This is a genomic window from Variovorax sp. WDL1, assembly GCF_001541225.1.
GTDB lineage: Bacteria > Pseudomonadota > Gammaproteobacteria > Burkholderiales > Burkholderiaceae_C > Variovorax.
Map to the genome: position 1 here is coordinate 71115 of NZ_LMTS01000158.1, position 20275 is coordinate 91389.

A 20275-nucleotide genomic window follows, 5' to 3' on the forward strand; every position below is an offset into this window, starting at 1 on the left:
CGCTCAGAAGCCTGTGGCCTTCAGGATGGCCGCACGCCTCATCGCGCCGCGCCGTATGCGCTGTGGACTGCAAAGGCCCGCATCCTGTAGCTCAATTCCGACGGCCAAAGCATCCATCTTTGGCCTTCGGCCAGCGTCAGGCACTTTCGAGCATTGCCGCATCATTTAGCAACCGTTGAATGCGCTGGCGAGTCTCCTCTGGAATACCTTGCACAGACGAGTCAGGTCCGGGCCTGTTTGGCTGCTGCTGGGTGCCCGCGATGACCCGCACGACCATGCCCAAATTTCCTGGTGTCACGATGTCGATGGCTGCGCGATCACCCAGGTCCGGATGTGGGCGGGTCAGCATCCGGTACAGGTCCCACGGATCCGCATGCGGGCACTGGTTCATGAGCACCTGTGCCAGCTTGTGCTTGAGGGGTACCAGCTGCCAGTCGGGCACGCGTTGCCCGCGGTTGCCCAAGCTGATAGACAGCAGCTTGCCCGCCTTCAGCTCGCGGTTGATCTGGTCCTTGGACTTCCCGGCCAACTTGCCGAACAGCGGGACCGGCAGACTGCTCGGCGATTCGTAGATGGCCAGCATTTCCTCGCGCTCGCGCTGGATGACTGACACCTCCGGCTCTGGCGCATGCGTCGGGGGCGGTGGTACCTGCGACAGTCGCTGGAATGTGATTCCCCCGTCGTTTGGCGTCACGACGATGGGTTCGGCCACCACAGGCGGAACGGATGCCGCAGAAGCAGCAGCGACGATGGTGTTGGGCTTGTCCTCCTCTGCCATGGCCGGCACGCCCTCGATATGGATCGTGAGGTGCGCGCTGGCCGCTTCCACTTGGCCCTGTTCGAGCAGATCGAGACGATCCGCCCAGTCCTGCATCATCCGGCGGCGCGGCTCAACATACTTGGCGTGGTTGTAGGCCGAACTCACCTTGTTCGGGTCCGAGTGCGAAAGCTGCGCGTCCACCCAAATCTTGGGATAGCCGATCTCGTTGAGCGCCGTCGAGATGGTTCCGCGGATGCCGTGACCGGTCAGTTGATCCTCGTAGCCCATTCGTTTCAAGGCCGCGTTGAGGGTGTTCTCGCTGATGCGCTTCTTGAGTTCGCTGCGGTGCGTGAGCAGATGGACCTGAGCCGGCCTCATCACACCCAACAGGTAGCGCACGATCTCGATGGCCTGCACGGACAACGGCACGATGTAGGGCGGAACGTCCTGCGGGCGCTTGCCGGCCTTGCGCATCTCGTCCTGGAGTTGCTTGACGATCTGCGGCGGGATGATCCACAGGCCACGGTCGAGATCGAACTGGTCCGGGGTCGCCAGCCGCAGCTCGCCGGTACGCACGCCGGTCAGGAACAGCAGCCGGATGCCGAGTTGGGTCTGCCAACCACGAGGGTTGTAGAGCCTGAGCTTGTGCAGGAAATCGGGAAGCTCCGGAAGATGCAGGTAGGGGTTGTGGTTCACCGGGGGCTTGGGCTCGGCCACCACGTCCAGGTCGGAGGCCGGATTGGCTTCCAGCCCCTCCACGGATGACGAGGGCATAGCGGAACAACTGCCCCAGCCAGGTGCGGACCTTCTCGGCAGTGGTGAACGCCTTGCGCTCCTCGATCCTCGCCAGGACGCCCAGGAGTTGGGGCCGGCGAATGTCGTAGATCGACATCTGCTTGAGGCTAGGCAGCACGTCCTTGTTGAAGATCCGCAGGATCTGCGACAGCGTGCTGTTCCTGCCCTCCTTGATTTCCTTGCGGCGATGCTCGACCCACGCATCGAAGACGGCCTTGAAGGTGTAGTCGGCCGCAAGCTTGACCGCGTGTCGCTTCTGTTTCCGATCGGTATGGGGGTTGACGCCCTTTGCCAGAAGCGCCCGGGCTTCGTCGCGCAAGGTGCGCGCTTCGCGCAAACCGATCTCGGGGTAGTTCCCCAGGGAGATGCGCTTTTGCTTGCCGAGCCAGTAATAGCGCAAATGCCACGACTTGCCGCCGGTGCGGGCGACCACCAGGCCGAGGCCATCGGTGTCGGGGATGCTGTAGGTTTTCTCGGCGGCCTTGGCTTGCCGCACGGTCAGATCAGAGAGTGTCATCATCAAGCTCCTAAGGAAGGTCTGCACAAATCCGCTGCCGGCGTGTTTGGTGAGCCCCGTGCGCTAAGAAAATCTGAGCCATGAAACAAGCCGACCTGGGCCTGAACCTGACGACCAAGCGCACGCGCAAGCGTGAGTTCCTGGCGGAGATGGAGCGTGTGGTGCCGTGGGCAGCGCTCGTTGCCTTGATCACCCCGTACGCGCCGGAAGGCAGACGCGGTCGCCCGCCCTTTGCCGTGGAGACGATGCTGCGCATCCACTTCATGCAACAGTGGTTCACGCTGAGCGATCCGGCGATGGAAGAGGCATTGCACGACGTGCCGCTGTTCCGCGAATTCGCTGGCTTGAACTGGAACACGCCGCTGCCCGACGAGACGACGATCCTGCGCTTTCGTCGGCTGCTGGAAGAACACAAGCTGGCCCCGCAGATCCTGAAGCTGGTCAATGAACTGCTGGGTGCCAAAGGTCTGCTGCTGCGAGCCGGCACTGTGGTGGACGCCACACTGATCGCCGCGCCCAGTTCGACCAAGAACGCCACGGGCGAGCGCGACCCTGAGATGAAGCAGAGCCAAAAGGGTCAGCAATGGTTCTTTGGCATGAAGGCCCACATTGGCGTGGACGCCGACTCGGGCCTGGTGCACACGGTGCGGGGAACCGCCGGCAGCGTCAACGACGTGGTCGAGGCCAACACGCTGCTGCATGGCGAGGAAACCCAAGCCTGGGGCGACGCCGGCTACCAGGGAGCTGGCAAGCGACCGGATGCCAAGGAAGGCGTGCGCTGGAACATCGCCATGCGCCCGGGCAAGCGCAAGCTGCTGGACAAGACCGACTTGGTCGACGAGTTGACCGACCAGCTCGAACGCATCAAGGCCAGCATCCGGGCCAAGGTCGAGCACCCGTTCCGGGTGATCAAGCGCCAGTTCGGCCACGTCAAGGTGCGCTACCGCGGGCTGGCGAAGAACACCGCGCAGCTGCACACGCTGTTCGCGCTGTCCAACCTGTGGATGGTTCGGCGCACTTTGATGGGTGCGCAGGCATGAGTGCGCCTGCAAAGGGCCAAACTGCCGCAAAGCAGGCCCGAAGGAGCCGAAAAGCCGCCGTGCAAGGGGCCGAAGCGGCGAATTGGCTGGGTGGGGCTGCATCAGCACATCTCAAAGCGCATTGCGCAGAGCTTCCCTAAGTCTTGGACTTAGGCCCGATGCTGCTTGTCATCCCGATCCAACCCCAGCAACAACCCGGAACCGGCACGACCCGCATTCTTTGGCCTTGTTTTTGGCCTCAAAAATGGTGGCTGTCAGTGGACTTCCGTGGCTTTCGCTGGAATGAAAAAAGGAGCCGAAGCTCCTCTTTTCAGCGACTTACAGACCCCAGTGGAAGTCTGTAGATCATAATTTGGAGCGGGGAATAGGAATCGAACCTACGACCTACGCATTACAGAGGAGTGCACTACGCCCATCTGAAAGATAGAAGCTTGCCCAAATCAGCTCGGCTGCGTACAGCAGATGGCAGTTGTCTATGGCTGCATGAAATGCGCTTCCCGCAGAGCAATGTCCTCTCTCAGAATGCGCTGGATTTCCAGCACTGCCGCCGCGCTCTGTTGCACGCTGTGTCCTGAAATGATGATTTTCTCGGATTGCGCCCCGGGAAGATGAGCGCTGCGGTAAGGCACGAGACCATCATCGGAATCAGCGAGGGCCACTTCGGCATTGGCCTGGGCCACGATCGAGTGATAGCGCACCTGGGTAGAGATGGGAAAGTCCGCAGCCGTGCGCACGAATGGATCGTTTTCGTCGAGATTGTCGACGCTATTGGGGATATGCCCCAGGCTTTCATGGCTGCTGGCAGCCGCATCGGGCACCAGCGTGTGGGCGAGTTCTTCGAGCACCGTAATGGGAAAGCGGATAAATCCCGCCATCCAGCGCCCCAGGCGTCCACCCGCGACCGATGTGCCCCGATGAGGCGCCGCGATGAAGATGGCACTGCTGACATTCGGGAAGGGCTCGAAGCGCAACATGGGATCAATGCGCCTGATCTGCTGCGGCGTCAACCGACTGTGATCCGCAGCCAATTGCACCAGCGATTGATCGGTTGACGACACCATCAACCGCGCGATGACCCCGCCCATGCTATGCCCCACCAGCACGAGGTCGGACGACGCCGGCGCTTGGCCGGATGGGTCGAAATGCGTCAGCGTCTCCCCGAGCGCCCTGCGAATCATGGCGTGGTTCAACGCGACTGGCATGTTGGTCGGGTAGTAGACCTGCCAGATCTGGTAATGCTGGCGCAGGGCCTCATCGCCCAGGATTTCGTTGGCGAGTTCCACCCAGGCTTCAGGGCTGCTGGCCAGTCCGTGCAGCATGACGATGATCCGCCTGTTCGGATCGTAGGGCTGCATCAAGTAGACGTGCGGGCGGTCGATGCCACCCTCGCGCCCGAGCAGGCTGCGCAGCGACTGGCGGTTGAAATTGGCACGGGCCAGCCATACGCCATAGCCGGCCGTGAAATTGGCCGCCAGCGGCACACGTTGGCCGCGCAGCATAATGGCCGATTCCACATAGGGGTCATGCACCGTCAGACGGGCTGTACGAGCATGCAGCACACTGTCCAAGTTGTCTCCGTCGGGATGCAGCAGAACCGTCATGGACGGCGCGGGCATCTCGCTCCAGGGCAGCGGTTGCTGATCATGTTTTGCCGCTGGGCGACCACCCCGAGTTGGGACGGCGCTCAGGGACTCGTCCGGAATGACCGCCACAAGCTCGGCGCCAAAGCCGTCGCGCCGGTAGAGGCTACGCAATCCGCGGAAAGACAGGGACGAGGCTGGCAGGAGTTCGGCTGGCACCGCCGTAGTGCCCGGTAAGCGCGCGCCGCGCATATCCAGCTTCAGTTCCCAGCCTGCAATGTTCCAACTGGTCTGGTCGGGCAACTGCGTCGGCATTTGTTGCCGAACTTCGAACATGCCGGTGGCCGCATGCTCGACGGCATAGTTATACCAATCCCGCACTTGGGTCTGGCGATCCTCGAAGGCCCGCTCTCCCGGAGTATGGTCACCAAGGAACAGATAAGCATAGGCATAGCGAATCGTCTCAAGCCAGGCGGCTTGCTGCGCTGAACCGGGCTTCATGGCCTGAGCCTGCGCCAGCCATAGTTCGGACAGTGCAGCCAGGCGTCTATCCGTGGCAACCCCCGTCACGGTAGCCAAGGCCTCCGCGCACTCCGAGGAGATCGGCTTTGCGCATGCCTGCTCATCCAATGCCGCCACCCTGATGGTCTGGACAGTCGCATCGCTGAGCTTGCCACGTGTCAGGATGTCGCCGCGCTTGAGTTCGATGGCCTCCCTGGCAGGTAGCGTATGAACTTCAACCACTGGGCCGAACTCGCGCAGGATCGAGCAGCCCCCCAGCAGCAGCGGAGCAAGAGCGGCGCATGTAATGAGAAGGCAGGCCTGCGGGAACCTCATGGATTCACCTCGTTGGCAGGGATGCCTGGCACGCCTTGTCGAATCGACATCGAGAAGTCATCCTCTGACACATCGGAAGCAAGGGCACGTTCGTTGATATGCCCCAGTGCCTGCAATTCATCGTAACGATAGCCAGGCGTCAATCCATGCATGTCGTAGACGTACCGCGCAAAATATCCAGACAGCAGCAGGCGATAGTCCATTGGCAATGCGGGCGCAATGACCCGGGCCAGCTCGAATACGATGGTCGTGCAGTTACTGGTTAACGTGTTGTAAAAGCGCGGTTTCTGCCGCAGTTCATTGGCCGCGTTCAGAAACTCCAGAAACAACGCGCGGGCACTCGCCTGATTCATCTGCAAGCGATAGAGATAAACATCTTCGCCTCGCGCGTTGCTGCGCGTACGCACAATGTCTCGCTCATCGGCGGCTACCAGGATCTGCTCGAACTGACGGAAGAATCCTCCTACCGCCGAGAAGGACTCATGGCGTTCCTTGCGAATTTCCAGCGAGAACACCACGCGTTCACCGCCATCGAAGCCGAACGACACCAGGGTGTGGGCGATGTGCGGCCCCATCCAGTAGGAAAGCACCAAGTCGGCGCTGCGCAGACGATCCAGGTCGTATGTGCGGCTCTCCCACTGCGGGGTGTAGTCGGTTTCGCTGCGCCACTGGAAGTTGCGCACATTATTCAGGTGAACATGGTTGCCGTCGATCCTGGCCTCCAGCAACTGGGCGACATCGTCAGCCCATACACGCTGGTGTGACGGCTGCAGCGTCCCCCACCACATGAGCAGGGAGGCGGCTGCGATCACAAATGCGAATCCGGCGATGTTGCGATTGCGCCGCCCAAGCAAGCCCGCCCGCGACAAGACAACGGTCACACCCAACGTAGACCACATGGCAATGACGAACCATCGCACCACCGAAGGTCCCGGCATCTGATGCCACAGAGCCAGCGCACCCCACACAGTCAGCAGCAGTACGACAAAGCCGATCGCCAAGCCTGCAAGGGCGCGCAGGACTATGTGCATCACTCCGCTCATTGAGGCTGCAAAAGCTCAAGCAACAGTTGCCGGTGCGCATCCCGTAACTGCACCAGCGAGATGGAAGGACTGCCCTTGGACAGCATCGAGGAACTCAGCCACAGCACTGCGGGCGCGAGCGCCAACGGGAAGAAGTGTTCGGTCAAGACGCCTGGGCGAATGACGCCTCGGCGTATGTTGCGGTGGATGATGGTCTGCGCCCGCTCTTTCAGCCCGAGCGCAACTTCGTTGTGCCAACGCTGCACCAGCTCTGGAGTTCGGGCGCTTTCGGCCAGAAGCAGCCGGTAGATCGACATCGTGGCAGGGGAGCTGAAGGTCGCGTACAGGCGATCCAGGTAGACATCTACCAGCTCTGGCAACGTCAGATCCTCATCCGGGAGCCAGCCCTGGAAATCACAAATCTGCTTCGTCGTACGTTCGAGCAAGGCGTGAAAAATTTCTTCCTTGCTTTTGAAGTGGGCATAGATGCCAGCCTTGGACAAGCCCGCGCATTCCGCCAGGCGCTCCATCGACACTGCGTTGTATGTCCGATCCGCGAATTCGACCAGGGCCGCGTCGAGTATTTCCTCTTTCCTGGCGGCAGAGGACAGGTAGCGGCGCTTGTTGTCTGGCGCGTCATCTTTCTTGGGTGGCATTCAAAGGCTCTGTTCAAAGATCTGAGGGGTGTTCCCATGGGCCTGTCACCGGCTCTACCAAGAATCAGGGCCTTCCTTGAACCCAAGCCGGCAGCTCGAATTGACCTGCGTCAATGACCGACGAGCCCGCTGATTGCGTTTCTTGGATTGTAACGTATAATTGAAAGCAACCGTCCAGTCGTTTGTTTTCAGATTTCACAATGCAGATCAACACAGGGCGCGAGTGAACCCGGCACATCGGGTTACGACACAGGAAGAGCGCCCTATCAACCAGCCGGGGAACACGGGGATGCACATATCAACAAGGAGATGAAGTGGGCTTGACAGCACTTGCAAGCAAGAAAGTAGGGCCTGCGGACACCAGCCACGAACCCCGCATTGCGGGGGTGGCAGCCATTCCCTCCTCTGCGACCAGACCCTCTTCAGCCCGATACCTGTACGGAACGTGACCATGCTCCCAACTTCCCCGTTGTTTCCCGCGTTCAGATTGCGCGCTGCCTCGTTGGCCCTGAGCGCCGTCGTCTTGACCGGCTGCATGTCGCTCGCTCCGGCGCCAGACACCCCGCCATTGCCCGTGCCCGAAGCCTGGCCCGCGCATCTTGGATCAGGCACCGACGGCGCCCACGCGGGAGAGCTTGCCTGGCAGGCGTACTTCACCGACCCCCTGCTGCAACGCCTCATCGAGACTGCGCTGGAAAACAACCGCGACCTGCGCGTGGCCGCGCTGCGCGTCGAGGAAGCCAGCGCCACATTCCGCATTCAGCGCTCGGATCGTTTTCCTGCCATGGGCGTGGGCGCCCAAGGTGGACGCGCGCGGGTCCCTGGCGACCTGAACATGTCGGGCCGATCGCTGGTGGGCGGCGAGTACCGGGCCGAGGTGGGTTTGACCACCTGGGAACTGGATCTGTGGGGTCGGATCCGCAACCTGGAAGACGCCGCCCTGCAAGCTTGGCTGGCTTCCGACGCGGCTCGCCAGGCCGTCCATTTGGCGCTGATCGCCCAGGTGGCAGACGGCTATCTTGGCCTGCGCGAGATCGACGAACGCGTGGCGATCGCACGGCAAACCGTGACCACCCGCGAGGAGTCCTATCGCATTTTCCGGCGCCGCGTCGAAGTCGGCTCGACCTCGAAGCTGGATCTCACACAGGTCCAGACCCTGCTGAACCAAGCTCAGGCGCTGCTGACGCAGCTTGAGCAGGCTCGCACCACGCAACTGCACGCCCTGGCACTGCTGGTAGGCGCTGATCCCGGCCCGCTGCCCGCCAAGGCACCCTTCGATGAAACGACGGTTCTGGCTGAGCTGCGGGCCGGTCTGCCTTCGGAGCTGCTGGTCAGTCGCCCGGACATCATTTCCGCCGAACACCAATTGCGTGCCAGCAATGCCCACATCGGCGCGGCCCGCGCGGCGTTTTTGCCGCGCATTGCGCTGACCGGCAGCTTCGGCACGGCCAGCTCCGACTTGAATGGCTTGTTCGATTCCGGCAGTCGTGCCTGGACCTTCATGCCCACCCTGTCGCTGCCCATCTTCGATGGCGGGCGCCGCCGCGCCAATCTGGAGCTGAGCGAAGTGCGCCGCGACATCGCCGTCGCCGGATACGAAAAAACCATTCAAACAGCCTTCCGCGAGGTGGCCGATGCGCTGAGCGCAAAGCACTGGCTGGCTGAGCAGTTGACGATCCAGAGAGCCAACCTGGAAGCGCAAAGCGAACGCGCACGGCTGGCCCAGTTGCGCTACGACAACGGCTCGGCCGCCTTCCTGGAGGTGCTGGATGCCCAACGCGATCTGCTGGGTGCCCAGCAACAACTGGTACAGGCGCGCCGCGCGCTGCTGTCCAGCCAGGTGGCGCTGTATGCCGCGCTCGGCGGCGGCACCCTCGCCGCAACCGGCGAGGCACAGGGTGCGGCCTCGACCCCCGCTTCCACCCCATCAACCCGTTAAGGCACGCCGAACCCATGACTGTCTCCCCCTCTCTCAAGAAAAAACTCCTGGTCGCTGCCGCTGCAGCGGTTGTTATCGCGCTGGCCTGGTGGGGCTGGACGGAGCTTGCCGACAGCGGACCCGGCGAAGGGTTCGCCAACGGCAATGGCCGCATCGAAGCCACCGAAATCGACATCGCCACCAAGCTGCCCGGACGTATCGAAGACATACTGGTGCGTGAAGGCGATTTCGTCGCGGCGGGCCAGCCACTGGCCAGGATGCAACTGGAGACACTTGAAGCGCAGCGCGACGAGGCTCAGGCCATGCGCCAGCAGGCCGAGCACGGGGTGACCGCAGCGCAGGCGCAAGTGGCACTGCGCGAGGCCGACGTAACTGCCGCCCTGGCCCTGGTCGGCCAGCGCGAGTCGGAGCTCGATGCCGCGCAGCGGCGTCTGGCACGTTCGCAGACCCTGTCCCAGGAGGGCGCCGCCTCGATCCAGGAACTGGACGATGACCGGGCGCGTGTACGGGGCGCACAGGCGACGCTCGAGGCCAGCAAAGCGCAGGCCGCCGCCGCCCGCGCCGCAGTCGAGGCAGCCAAGGCGCAGCTTGTCGGCGCGCAGTCCAGCGTGCACGCCGCCACGGCCAGCATCAATCGCATCGAGGCCGACATCCGCGACAGCGAACTGCGCGCCCCGCGCGACGGACGGGTGCAGGTGCGCGTGGCGCAACCCGGCGAGGTGCTGGGAGCGGGCGGACGCGTCCTGAACCTGATCGACCTGTCGGACGTCTACATCACCTTCTTCCTGCCCGAGACCGTGGCCGGCCGCGTCGGGCTGGGCTCCGAGGTACGCATCATTCTGGATGCCGCGCCGGAGTTTGTGATTCCAGCCACCATTTCCTTCGTCGCCAGCGCGGCGCAGTTCACTCCCAAGACGGTGGAAACCGCCAGCGAGCGGCAGAAACTGATGTTTCGCGTGCGCGCGCAGATTTCGCAGGAGCTGCTGCGTGAACACCTGGACCAGGTCAAGACCGGGCTGCCCGGCGTGGCCTGGGTCAAGCTCGACGCCAATGCCGAATGGCCCCAGACCCTGACCGCTCGCGTGCCGGAGTAAGGTATGAGCCACAGCGCGCAGCTCGCGACCGTTGCCAGTGTCCATCAGGTAAGCCTGCGCTACGGCGACGTCATTGCCCTGGATGGCATCGACCTGGACATTCCCGCCGGGCGGATGGTCGGCCTGATTGGCCCCGACGGCGTCGGCAAATCCAGTCTGCTCTCATTGCTGGCCGGTGTGCGCATCATCCAGGAGGGCACGGTCGAGGTGCTGGATGGCGACATGGCCAGCAAGGCCCATCGCACGCAGGTGTGCCCGCGCATCGCCTACATGCCGCAGGGGCTGGGCAGGAACCTGTACCCGACGCTCTCGGTCGAGGAGAATCTGCAGTTCTTCGCGCGGCTGTTCGGTCATGGCGCCGCGGAACGCCGCCAGCGTATCGACGAACTGACCCAGGCCACCGGCCTGTTCAAATTTCTGGCGCGACCGGCAGGCAAGCTCTCCGGGGGCATGAAACAGAAACTCGGCCTGTGCTGCGCGCTGATTCACGACCCGGATTTCCTGATTCTCGATGAGCCTACGACCGGCGTGGATCCGCTGGCACGCGCGCAGTTCTGGGATCTGATCGAACGTATCCGCGCCGATCGCCCCGGCATGAGCGTGATCGTGGCCACCGCCTACATGGATGAGGCGCAGCGCTTCGACTGGCTGGCCGCCATCGACGACGGCAAGGTCCTCGCCACCGGCACACCGCGGCAATTGCTGGAAAGCACAGGCAGCCCGAACCTGGAAGAGGCATTCATCCGCCTGCTCCCGGAAGAGAAAAAGCGCGGGCACGAAGCAGTGGTCATTCCCCCCTTGCCGGATGGCGGCGCGGACGATATCGCCATCGAGGCCGAGGGGCTGACCATGCGCTTTGGCGACTTCGTCGCCGTCGACAGCGTCTCCTTCCGCATCCGGCGCGGTGAAATCTTCGGCTTCCTCGGCTCCAATGGCTGCGGCAAGTCCACGACCATGAAGATGCTCACCGGCCTGTTGCCGGCGAGCGAGGGGCGGGCCTGGCTGTTCGGCCACGAAGTGGACCCGCATGATCTGGACACCCGCCGCCGCGTCGGCTACATGTCGCAAGCGTTTTCGCTCTACAGCGAAATCACGGTACGCCAGAATCTGGAGTTGCACGCCAAGCTGTTCAGTGTGCCCCCGGAGGACATTCCCGGTCGCGTCGATGAGATGGTGGAGCGCTTCGGGCTGGTGGACGTCATCGACAGCCTGCCGGCCAGTCTGCCTCTGGGCATACGCCAGCGCCTGTCGCTGGCCGTTGCCATGGTGCACAAGCCCGAGCTGCTGATTCTGGACGAACCGACCTCCGGCGTCGATCCGATAGCGCGCGACGCGTTCTGGCGGCTGCTCATCGAGCTGTCGCGGCGCGACCGGGTGACGGTCTTCATTTCCACCCACTTCATGAACGAGGCCGAGCGTTGCGACCGCATGTCGATGATGCATGCAGGCAAGGTGCTCGACAGCGATGTGCCTGCCAGACTGGTCGAGAAGCGCGGCGCCAAAACCCTTGAAGAGGCGTTCATCGGCTACCTCATCGAAGCCGAGGGCGGCACGGCCACCCCACCCAGCCAGCCCGAGGCCGCCCATCACGAGGAGCAGCCATCGGCGGCGCCCGCTGAACACGGTGGGCACCGCTCTGGCGGATTCAGCTTGCAGCGCATGTTCAGCTATCTGTGGCGCGAGACACTGGAACTGCAGCGGGACCCGGTCCGCGCCACCCTGGCGCTGGGCGGTTCGCTGCTGCTGATGTTCGTGATCGGCTTTGGCATCACCATGGACGTCGAGGATTTGAGCTATGCGGTGCTCGATCGCGACCAGACCACGCTTAGCCAGAGCTACACGCTGAACCTGGCCGGATCGCGCTACTTCACCGAGCACGCGCCGATCGTCGACTACGAGGACCTCGACCGGCGCATGCGCAACGGCGAACTGTCGCTGGCCATCGAAATCCCCCCTGGCTTCAGCCGCGATGTATTGCGAGGCCAGAACGTGCAGATCGGCGCCTGGCTCGATGGCGCCATGCCGCAACGCGCGGAAACCGTCCAGGGCTACGTTCAGGGCATGCACCAGCACTGGCTGCTGGTACAGGCCAGCGAGCGTGGCGGCGCCAGCGCAGCCGGCAATGCCAGCGTCGAGACGCGCTTTCGCTACAACCCCGATGTCAAGAGCCTGCCGGCCATGGTGCCGGCGGTGATTCCGCTGTTGCTGCTCATGCTGCCTGCGATGCTGACCGCGCTCGCGGTGGTGCGCGAGAAGGAGACGGGCTCGATCACCAATCTCTACGTGACGCCGGTCACGCGCATCGAGTTCCTGCTTGGCAAGCAACTGCCCTATGTCGGTCTGGCCATGGTGAACTTCCTGCTGATGAGCCTGCTCGCGGTCACCGTCTTCGGTGTGCCGGTCACGGGCAGCTTCTTCACCCTGTCGCTGGCCGCGCTGATCTTCTCCTTCGCCGCGACAGGCATGGGGCTGCTGGCCTCGGCCGTCACGCGCAGCCAGATCGCCGCCATGTTCTTTGCCATGATCGGCACCATCATTCCGGCCACCCAGTTCGCCGGCCTGATCGATCCCGTGTCCTCGCTTGAAGGCTCCAGCAAGTTCATCGGCGAGATCTACCCCGCCACGCACATGATCTCCATCAGCCGTGGCGTGTTCAGCAAAGCGCTCGGCCTGGCCGATCTGGCGGGGCCGTTGTGGTCGATGCTGCTGTCGGTTCCGGTGATTCTCGGTGCGGCCGTTTTGCTACTCAAGAAGCAGGAGCGCTGAGATGAGCGGAAGAAACGTTGCCAACATCTACGACCTCGGTGTCAAGGAGCTGTGGAGCCTTTGGCGTGATCCGATGATGCTCGTACTCATCGTCTATGTGTTCACCGCGTCGGTCTACACCTCGGCCACGTCCATGCCGGAGACGCTGCACAACGCGCCCATCGCCATCGTCGACGAGGATAATTCGGCGCTGTCCCAGCGGATTGCCTCGGCCTTCTACCCGCCGCAGTTCACGCCACCGGCCATGATCGACTATGGGGACGTGGACCCGGGCATGGATGCGGGGCTGTACACCTTCGCCCTGGTCATTCCGCCCAACTTCCAGCGTGACGTGCTGGCGGGGCGATCGCCCGCCGCGCAGCTCAATGTCGACGCCACCCGCATGAGCCAGGCCTTCACCGGCAGTGGCTATATCCAGCAGATCTTCACCGGTGAAGTCAATGAGTTCGTCAAGCGTTACCGCGGCACCGACGCGCCACCCGTGGATCTGGCATTGCGCGCCCGCTTCAACCCCGCGCTCGACAAGGCCTGGTTCGGCTCGGTGGTGCAGATCATCAACCACATCACGCTGTTGTCCATCATCCTGACCGGCGCGGCGCTGATCCGGGAGCGCGAGCACGGCACCATCGAGCACCTGCTGGTGATGCCGGTCACGCCCGCGCAGATCATGCTCTCCAAGGTCTGGTCGATGGCCCTGGTCGTGCTGATCGCCTCCTTCCTGTCCCTCAATCTCATGGTGCGCGGCGTCCTGGGCGTTCCCGTCGAGGGTTCCATTGCGCTGTTCTTCGCTGGCGCGGCGCTCAGTCTGTTCGCCACCACCTCGATGGGCATCTTCATCGCCACCCTGGCGCGCAACATGCCCCAATTCGGCATGTTGATGATGCTCACCATCATGCCGCTGCAGATGCTTTCGGGTGGGTCTACCCCGCGCGAGAGCATGCCCGAGATCGTGCAGAACATCATGCTGATCGCACCCACCACCCATTTCGTGGAGCTGAGCCAGGCCATCCTCTACCGGGGCGCTGGCCTGGAGACGGTATGGCAGCCCTTCCTGGCGCTGGCCCTGATCGGCACGGTGCTGTTTTTCCTGTCGTTAGCACGCTTTCGCAAAACGATCGGCCAGATGGCCTGATCGTTTGACCGCCCGAGTGGGCACTCAACCCAGTAAGGAGTTTGACCATGAGCAATGAAACCATCCCTCCCAACCTGTTCAAGGCGAACCTGGAACTGCAGCTGCGCCTCCAACGCCTGATGCAGGAAAACGGCCAGCAATGGCTGGAGAACGCCGCGCGCGCGGGCAAAGACGGCATTGCCGAGTCCGGCGCGGAAATCGAAAGCCTGCTTAAGGCGGAGAACTGGCAGGAACTGGCCACGCTGCCCGCACAAACCTTCTGGCGTCAGTTTCAGCACCAGATGGGTGGCGCGCAGGCACTAACGCAAGTCGCAATCAAGAATCAGACCACCTTCACCCAAGGCCTGCAGCAAGCCATTCAGGACTGGCAGAAATCGGTCACGCAGGCCGTAGGCCAGGCAGATGCGATATTGCCGTTCCAGGATATTTTCAAGCAATGGGGAGCGGTGTGGGCCAAGGCACAGGACAAGGACGCACCAGCCAAGACAGGTGGTCGCAATGCCGGCTGAGCAACGCACTGCACTGGTCACCGGCGGCAGCGGCGGCCTGGGCGAAGCCATCGCCCGGGCCTTGCACGATGCGGGCCATACCGTGCTCATCGTCCATTCGCCGGGCAATGCCAGCATTGGCGCGTGGCTGAAAACCCAAGCCGGCGAAGGTTACGACTTCGCCGCCTACGGCGCGGATGTGGCCGACCATGCCTCCTGCCAGGAGCTGGCCGGCCTCATTCAAGCAGACGGTCACCACATCGACATTCTGGTCAACAACGCGGGCATCACGCGTGATGCTACGTTCCGCAAGCTGAGCTACGCCGATTGGGATGCGGTCCTGCGGGTCAATCTCGACTCCGTTTTCAACGTCACCCGGCCATTCATCGACGGCATGCTCGAACGCGGCTGGGGCAGGATCGTCAACATCTCCTCGATCAACGGCTCCAAGGGGCAGTTCGGCCAGACCAACTACTCCGCCGCAAAAGCCGGCATGCATGGCTTCACTAAAGCCCTTGCGCAAGAGGTGGCGCGCAAGGGTGTGACAGTCAACACCGTCTCGCCGGGGTATCTGGATACGAAGATGGTGACGAGCATGTCGGAGGAAGTGGTCAAGCAAGTGACTGCCGGTATTCCCGTGGGTCGTCTGGGACGGCCTGAGGAAATCGCCGCACTGGTTGCATTCATCGCCAGTGAGTCTGCGGGGTTCATGACCGGCAGCAACGTGTCGATGAATGGTGGCCAGCACATGTACTGAGTGAGGAAGGGCCGGCAAGACGATGTGCCTGCGGCCCCTTTTCATTCAATTTTTCAGTTTCATCATAGACGGAGTGCCCATCGCCATGAATCAAGACACCACGACATCACCAACGGCCGCTTGGGGGCAGTTGCTGTGGGACCCGTTGCGACTATCGGCGATGGCAAACGAGTATGCAGTGGATGCCTGGCAGCGGTCCATTCTGTATGCCGACGTTCGCCGCCAACGCGGCAACCAGTACCAGGAGCATTTGCAGGAGCAGACGCCGAACGTACTCGACTTCGCCTCTGAGGTCATCATGTCCGGGCTGGACCTTCCGCAGCCGGTCAACTATGGCCTCGTACGTATCCTGCCGCCAGCCGACACGCCGAGCGATCCCCACAAGCGACCGTTCGTGGTGGTCGATCCACGAGCGGGCCACGGCCCAGGCATCGGCGGCTTCAAACCCGATAGCGAGGTCGGCGCGGCCCTCAAGGCTGGCCATCCCTGCTACTTCGTAGGCTTTCTGCCCGATCCCGTTCCCGGCCAGACCGTCGAAGACGTCATGCGCGCCGAAGCGGCCTTCGTGCGCAAGGTCGGCGAGCTGCACCCCGACAGCCGCGGCAAGCCTGCGGTCATCGGCAATTGCCAGGCAGGCTGGCAGATCCTGATGGCAGCCGCCGTCTGGCCCGAACTGTTCGGACCGATCATCGTGGCCGGTGCGCCGCTGTCGTACTGGGCGGGCGACATGCCGATGCGCTACGCGGGCGGTCTGACCGGCGGTAGCTGGTTGACGGCATTGACCAGCGACCTAGGAGCTGGTCGGTTCGATGGTGCCTGGCTGGTTCAGAACTTCGAAAACCTGGACCCGGCCAATACGCTTTGGACCAAACAGTACAACCTGTACGCCAAGGTCGACACGGAGGGCCCCCGCCACCTGCAGTTCGAGAAGTATTGGGGCGGCCACGTCTTCCTGAATGACGTGGAAATGCAGTACATCGTCGATAACCTGTTCATCGGCAACAAACTGAGTACGGCGCAGCTGGTGACGTCTGATGGCGTGCGCATCGACCTGCGCAGTATTCGCTCGCCGATCGTGGTGTTCTGCTCCTATGGGGACAACATCACGCCACCGCCCCAGGCCCTGGGCTGGATCACCGATCTGTACCGCAACGATCTGGACGTGATGGGGCATGACCAGACCATCGTCTACGCCACCCATGACAGCATCGGGCATCTGGGTATCTTCGTCTCCGGCAGCGTCGGGCGTAAAGAGCACCAGGAGTTCGCCGCCAACATCGACGTCATCGACGTGCTGCCGGCCGGTATCCACCGCATGCTGGTCGATGAAAATCCAGACGGGTCGCAGGAAGGCGAGCCGACCGGGAACGCCTACCTGACTCGGATCCAGCGCAGCAACATCGATGAAGTCCGTGAGATCGTCCGTCCCGACCCTGAGAACGATCGCCGGTTCGCCGCCGTTGCGCGGATCTCCGAGGTCAACCTGGCTTGCTACCGCAGCTTCGTGCAGCCATGGATGCGTGCCCTGGTCACGGACCAGGGTGCGAAGTGGCTGGAGCCGCTGCATCCGCTGCGCATGGGCTATGAATTGTGGTCTGACAGGCATCCGCTCGCCGCCGCAGTACATGAGGCTGCGCAACACGTGCGCGACCATCGTCAGCCCGTCTCCGAGGCCAACCCTTTCCTGCAACTGCAGGCGCAGTTTTCCACCGCCGTCGAACAGATGCTGGATCAATTCCGTGATTGCCGCGACCAGATCTACGCACAGGCGTTTGACACGCTGTACAGCCTGCCGCTGGTGCAGGCCATGACTGGACAGAGCCTGCACGACGATGCACCGCCGCGACCCCATCCCAGCGAGACGCCCGAGCATCGCCAGTATCTGGCGCAAGAGTTGACACGGCTCGAAGCGGATATTCACAGCGGCGGGATCACCGAAGCCTCCATACGGGCGCTGTTCTTTGTGCTGGCCGCGCGTGGCGAGGCCGACGGGCGGCACTTCCGGCACGCAGAGGAACTCGCGCGCCCCCATTTGGCAAACGACTTCGACATGCAGGTCTTTCGCCACCTCGTTCGTCGGCAGGCTTTGCTCATGAGGCTCGACGAGGACGCCACGGTGTCCGCCATCCCCGGATTGCTCAACGGCATAGCGCCTGATGACATCCGCCAGGTGGCGGGAATGATCGTGCAAGTGATTGGCAGCGGCGGTGTGCTGTCCGCACAAGAACAAACCAGGCTGGAACAGGTTTCTACCTTGTTCGAGCAGGCCGAGCGCCAAGCGCAGGCGGCTTCGGCGCCCGCCGTGATAAGTCCCGCCACTGATACCTCCGCTACGGTCGTGGACGCGAAGTCGACAACCGCCATGCCACGCTCTGCCAGTGGCACATCCGCTGCGGTCGAGGATGCGAATGCGGCGCCAGCCATGCCGAGCTCCGCCAGTGACACCTCCGCTCCGGCCATAAACACGACCTCCAAGACATCCTCTCCAAAGCCTAAGGCGCCTCAGAAGAAAACTGCTACGCAGAAAACTGTGTCCAAGACGCCAGCCGCCCCGCGGACAAGTCAAACACGGCGAGGGAAAGGCAAATGACGACGTCCTCCGCACCGGTCGATGGCGCCGCCGACGCATTGCAGGTTCTGCGCAACCGCACCTTCGACGAGATCGCCATCGGCGACAGCGCCAGCCTCGAACGCGCGTTTTCGCCGCAAGACATCCACATGTTCGCGCTGCAATCGGGCGATGTGGATCCGGAATCTTCGGTGTCTTCGCCCTCGCGGGACACCACGGAGGCCATTTGTGCAAACGTCCTGATCTCGGCTGTGCTGGGAACACGCCTGCCGGGGCCTGGAACCCAATATGTCAGCCAGAACCTGCGCTTGCTCGGAGCCGTTCGGCCCGGCGACAGGCTGACCGTGCAGATGCAGGTGAGCAGCAAAGACACGGCCACCCATCACGTCACGCTGGACTGCACCTGCACCAGCCAGGAGGGGGTGGCGATTTTCCAAGGCCAGGTAGAGGTCGTAGCGCCCACTGAGCGCATTGAAAGAACGCGCACGGCGTTGCCGGAAATCCATCCGGATGCGCAGGGCCGCACAGGCCTGCAGCACCTGCTGGCGCATGTCGCGCACTTGCAACCGATTCGGGTAGCCGTCGCCCATCCGTGCGATGTCCCCAGCCTGTCCGCTGCGCTCGAAGCGCGCCACGCGGGGTTGATCGAGCCGGTGCTGGTCGGGCCACGAGGGCGGCTCGAAGCAGTCGCCACCGAGGCCGGGCTGGATCTGGCCGACGTCGCCATTGTGGACGTCCCGCACAGCCACGCCGCTGCGCAGCAAGCCGTCGCCTTGGCAGCCGCAGGTGAAGTCGAAGCCCTGATGAAAGGGAGCCTGCACACCGACGAACTGATGTCCGCGCTGGTTTCGGCAGCAGCGGGGTTGCGCACCAAGCGCCGGGTCAGCCATTGCTTCCTGTTGCAGACACCGGCCTATCCGCGCCCGTTCATCGTCACCGATGCGGCGATCAATATCGCCCCGAATCTGGAACAGAAGGCAGACATCATCCGCAACGCCATCGAGCTGGCACAGGTGATCGGCGTGCGCGAACCCAAGGTCGCGATCCTGGCCGCGGTCGAGACGGTCAGCCCGACGATGGCGGCCACGCTGGACGCTGCGGCGCTGTGCAAGATGGCCGATCGCGGCCAGATCACTGGCGGCCTGCTCGACGGGCCGCTGGCCTTCGACAACGCCGTCTCCATCGCCGCTGCGCGTATCAAGGGGATCGTTTCCGAGGTCGCCGGGCAAGCTGACATCCTCGTCGTGCCTGACCTGGAGAGCGGCAACATGCTTGCCAAGCAGTTGATCTTCATGGGCGGCGCAGCCAGCGCCGGGATCGTTCTTGGAGCCAAGGTGCCAGTCATTCTGACCAGCCGCGCCGACTCGCGTGATACACGCATCGCCTCATGCGCGATCGCACTGATGCTGGCCCACCACTATCGGCTGTCACCCCCTTGAGCCGACTTATCGGCAACTTATTAACCCCCTCTTTTTAATCCACCCCTTTGGAGGAAACACCATGCAGTACTCATTCTCTGGCCGCGTAGCCCTGGTCACCGGTGCAGGGTCTGGCATTGGCGAGGCCATTGCCCGGCTGCTTGCAAGCAACGGCCTGAATGTCGTCGTCTCCGATGTCAGCGCCGACAATGCGCAGCGCGTCACCAGCCTCATCAACGCCGAGGGCGGCCACGCCGTGGCCAACGTGGCCGACGTGGCATGCATCGATGAGGTCCAGGCTGCCGTGGCCTGCGCGGTCGATACGTTCGGCGACCTTCATTTTGCCGTCAACAACGCCGGTATCGGTGGCGACCAGAGCCCGGCGGGAGAACTGGACCCTGCCGCCTGGCGCCGGGTGATCGATGTCAACCTGAACGGCGTGTTCTATGGCCTGCGCCATCAGATTCCCGCCATCCTGCGCTCGGGAGGCGGCGCCATCGTCAACGTCTCCTCCATCCTGGGGGTGGTGGGCGACGCAGCGAACCCTGCGTACGTCGCAGCCAAACATGGCGTGACCGGGCTGACCCGCTCGGCAGGACTGGCCTATGCGTCCAAGGGAATCCGGATCAATTCGATTCATCCCGGTTACGTGCGTACGCCCATCCTGGATTTCCTGGATGAATCGGCCCTCCAGAAGGCCGTTGACCTGCATCCGATCGGTCGTCTGGGTACATCGGACGAAATCGCCCATGCCGTGGCGTTTTTGCTGTCGGAAGGAAGCAGCTTCCTTGTGGGCACCCAGCTCATCGCCGATGGCGGCTACACGGCGCGCTGAGTCTGAAGACGATGAGACAGCAGACACCCCCGCACACCTCGGCGAAGTCGCGCGGACGGCGCGCAGAGAG

At 63.1% G+C, this 20275-nt stretch carries 13 protein-coding genes and 1 pseudogene; 10 read left to right on the top strand and 4 right to left on the bottom strand.

Translation table 11 applies throughout. The features are described from left to right. Nucleotides 1-136 precede the first annotated feature (136 nt). A pseudogene (locus APY03_RS20985) lies at nt 137-2072 on the bottom strand (tyrosine-type recombinase/integrase). Between the two features lie 80 nt (nt 2073-2152). Here APY03_RS20985 and APY03_RS20990 point away from each other — a divergent pair. Then, nucleotides 2153-3112 (top strand): IS5 family transposase, encoded by a 960-nt coding sequence (locus APY03_RS20990; protein ID WP_068679666.1) that lies wholly within the window; start codon nt 2153-2155, stop codon nt 3110-3112. A 473-nt stretch (nt 3113-3585) separates the two neighbouring features. Here the strand turns inward: APY03_RS20990 and APY03_RS20995 are convergent, their stop codons facing one another. Genes APY03_RS20995 through APY03_RS21005 form a run of 3 tightly spaced genes read right to left on the bottom strand, consistent with a single transcriptional unit; the run spans nt 3586 to nt 7207 of the window. Beyond that, on the bottom strand, nt 3586-5529 hold the full coding sequence (locus tag APY03_RS20995; RefSeq protein ID WP_068679668.1) for an esterase/lipase family protein: 1944 nt from the start codon (nt 5527-5529) through the stop codon (nt 3586-3588). After that, a complete protein-coding gene (locus APY03_RS21000) occupies nt 5526-6560 on the bottom strand; it encodes an Lnb N-terminal periplasmic domain-containing protein (RefSeq protein WP_068679670.1) in 1035 nt (344 codons plus the stop codon). The genes APY03_RS20995 and APY03_RS21000 overlap by 4 nt, the downstream gene beginning before the upstream one ends. Before the next feature lie 8 nt (nt 6561-6568). Next, a complete protein-coding gene (locus tag APY03_RS21005) occupies nt 6569-7207 on the bottom strand; it encodes a TetR/AcrR family transcriptional regulator (RefSeq protein ID WP_068679673.1) in 639 nt (212 codons plus the stop codon). Nucleotides 7208-7658: 451 nt separating this feature from the next. On the opposite strand from APY03_RS21005, the gene APY03_RS21010 reads away from it, so the two are divergent. The 9 genes from APY03_RS21010 to APY03_RS21050 all read left to right on the top strand — a co-directional run bounded on the left by APY03_RS21010 (nt 7659) and on the right by APY03_RS21050 (nt 20205). After that, nucleotides 7659-9146 carry an efflux transporter outer membrane subunit gene (locus APY03_RS21010; RefSeq protein WP_068679675.1) on the top strand — a complete coding sequence of 496 codons (1488 nt, stop codon included), beginning with the start codon at nt 7659-7661 and terminating at the stop codon, nt 9144-9146. Nucleotides 9147-9160: 14 nt separating this feature from the next. Continuing rightward, complete coding sequence (locus APY03_RS21015; RefSeq protein WP_003296523.1) at nt 9161-10240, top strand: HlyD family secretion protein; 1080 nt, start codon at nt 9161-9163, stop codon at nt 10238-10240. Between the two features lie 3 nt (nt 10241-10243). Then, nucleotides 10244-13006, top strand: a complete 2763-nt coding sequence (gene rbbA, locus APY03_RS21020) for a ribosome-associated ATPase/putative transporter RbbA (protein ID WP_003296524.1) — start codon at nt 10244-10246, stop codon at nt 13004-13006. Nucleotide 13007: 1 nt separating this feature from the next. Continuing rightward, complete coding sequence (locus APY03_RS21025) at nt 13008-14138, top strand: ABC transporter permease (RefSeq protein WP_003296525.1); 1131 nt, start codon at nt 13008-13010, stop codon at nt 14136-14138. A 47-nt stretch (nt 14139-14185) separates the two neighbouring features. After that, nucleotides 14186-14647 (top strand): phasin family protein, encoded by a 462-nt coding sequence (locus APY03_RS21030; RefSeq protein ID WP_068679677.1) that lies wholly within the window; start codon nt 14186-14188, stop codon nt 14645-14647. Beyond that, the gene (phbB, locus tag APY03_RS21035; RefSeq protein ID WP_068679679.1) at nt 14637-15383 is read left to right on the top strand and encodes an acetoacetyl-CoA reductase; all 747 of its coding nucleotides are present in this window, start codon (nt 14637-14639) and stop codon (nt 15381-15383) included. Before APY03_RS21030 ends, phbB begins: the two co-directional genes overlap by 11 nt. Before the next feature lie 85 nt (nt 15384-15468). Then, nucleotides 15469-17973 carry a DUF3141 domain-containing protein gene (locus APY03_RS21040; RefSeq protein ID WP_068679883.1) on the top strand — a complete coding sequence of 835 codons (2505 nt, stop codon included), beginning with the start codon at nt 15469-15471 and terminating at the stop codon, nt 17971-17973. Beyond that, the gene (locus tag APY03_RS21045; RefSeq protein ID WP_068679681.1) at nt 17970-19391 is read left to right on the top strand and encodes a bifunctional enoyl-CoA hydratase/phosphate acetyltransferase; all 1422 of its coding nucleotides are present in this window, start codon (nt 17970-17972) and stop codon (nt 19389-19391) included. Before APY03_RS21040 ends, APY03_RS21045 begins: the two co-directional genes overlap by 4 nt. A 61-nt stretch (nt 19392-19452) precedes the next feature. Further along, nucleotides 19453-20205: an SDR family NAD(P)-dependent oxidoreductase gene (locus APY03_RS21050; RefSeq protein WP_054667835.1), complete on the top strand. Its 753-nt coding sequence runs from the start codon at nt 19453-19455 to the stop codon at nt 20203-20205. Nucleotides 20206-20275: the final 70 nt, after the last annotated feature.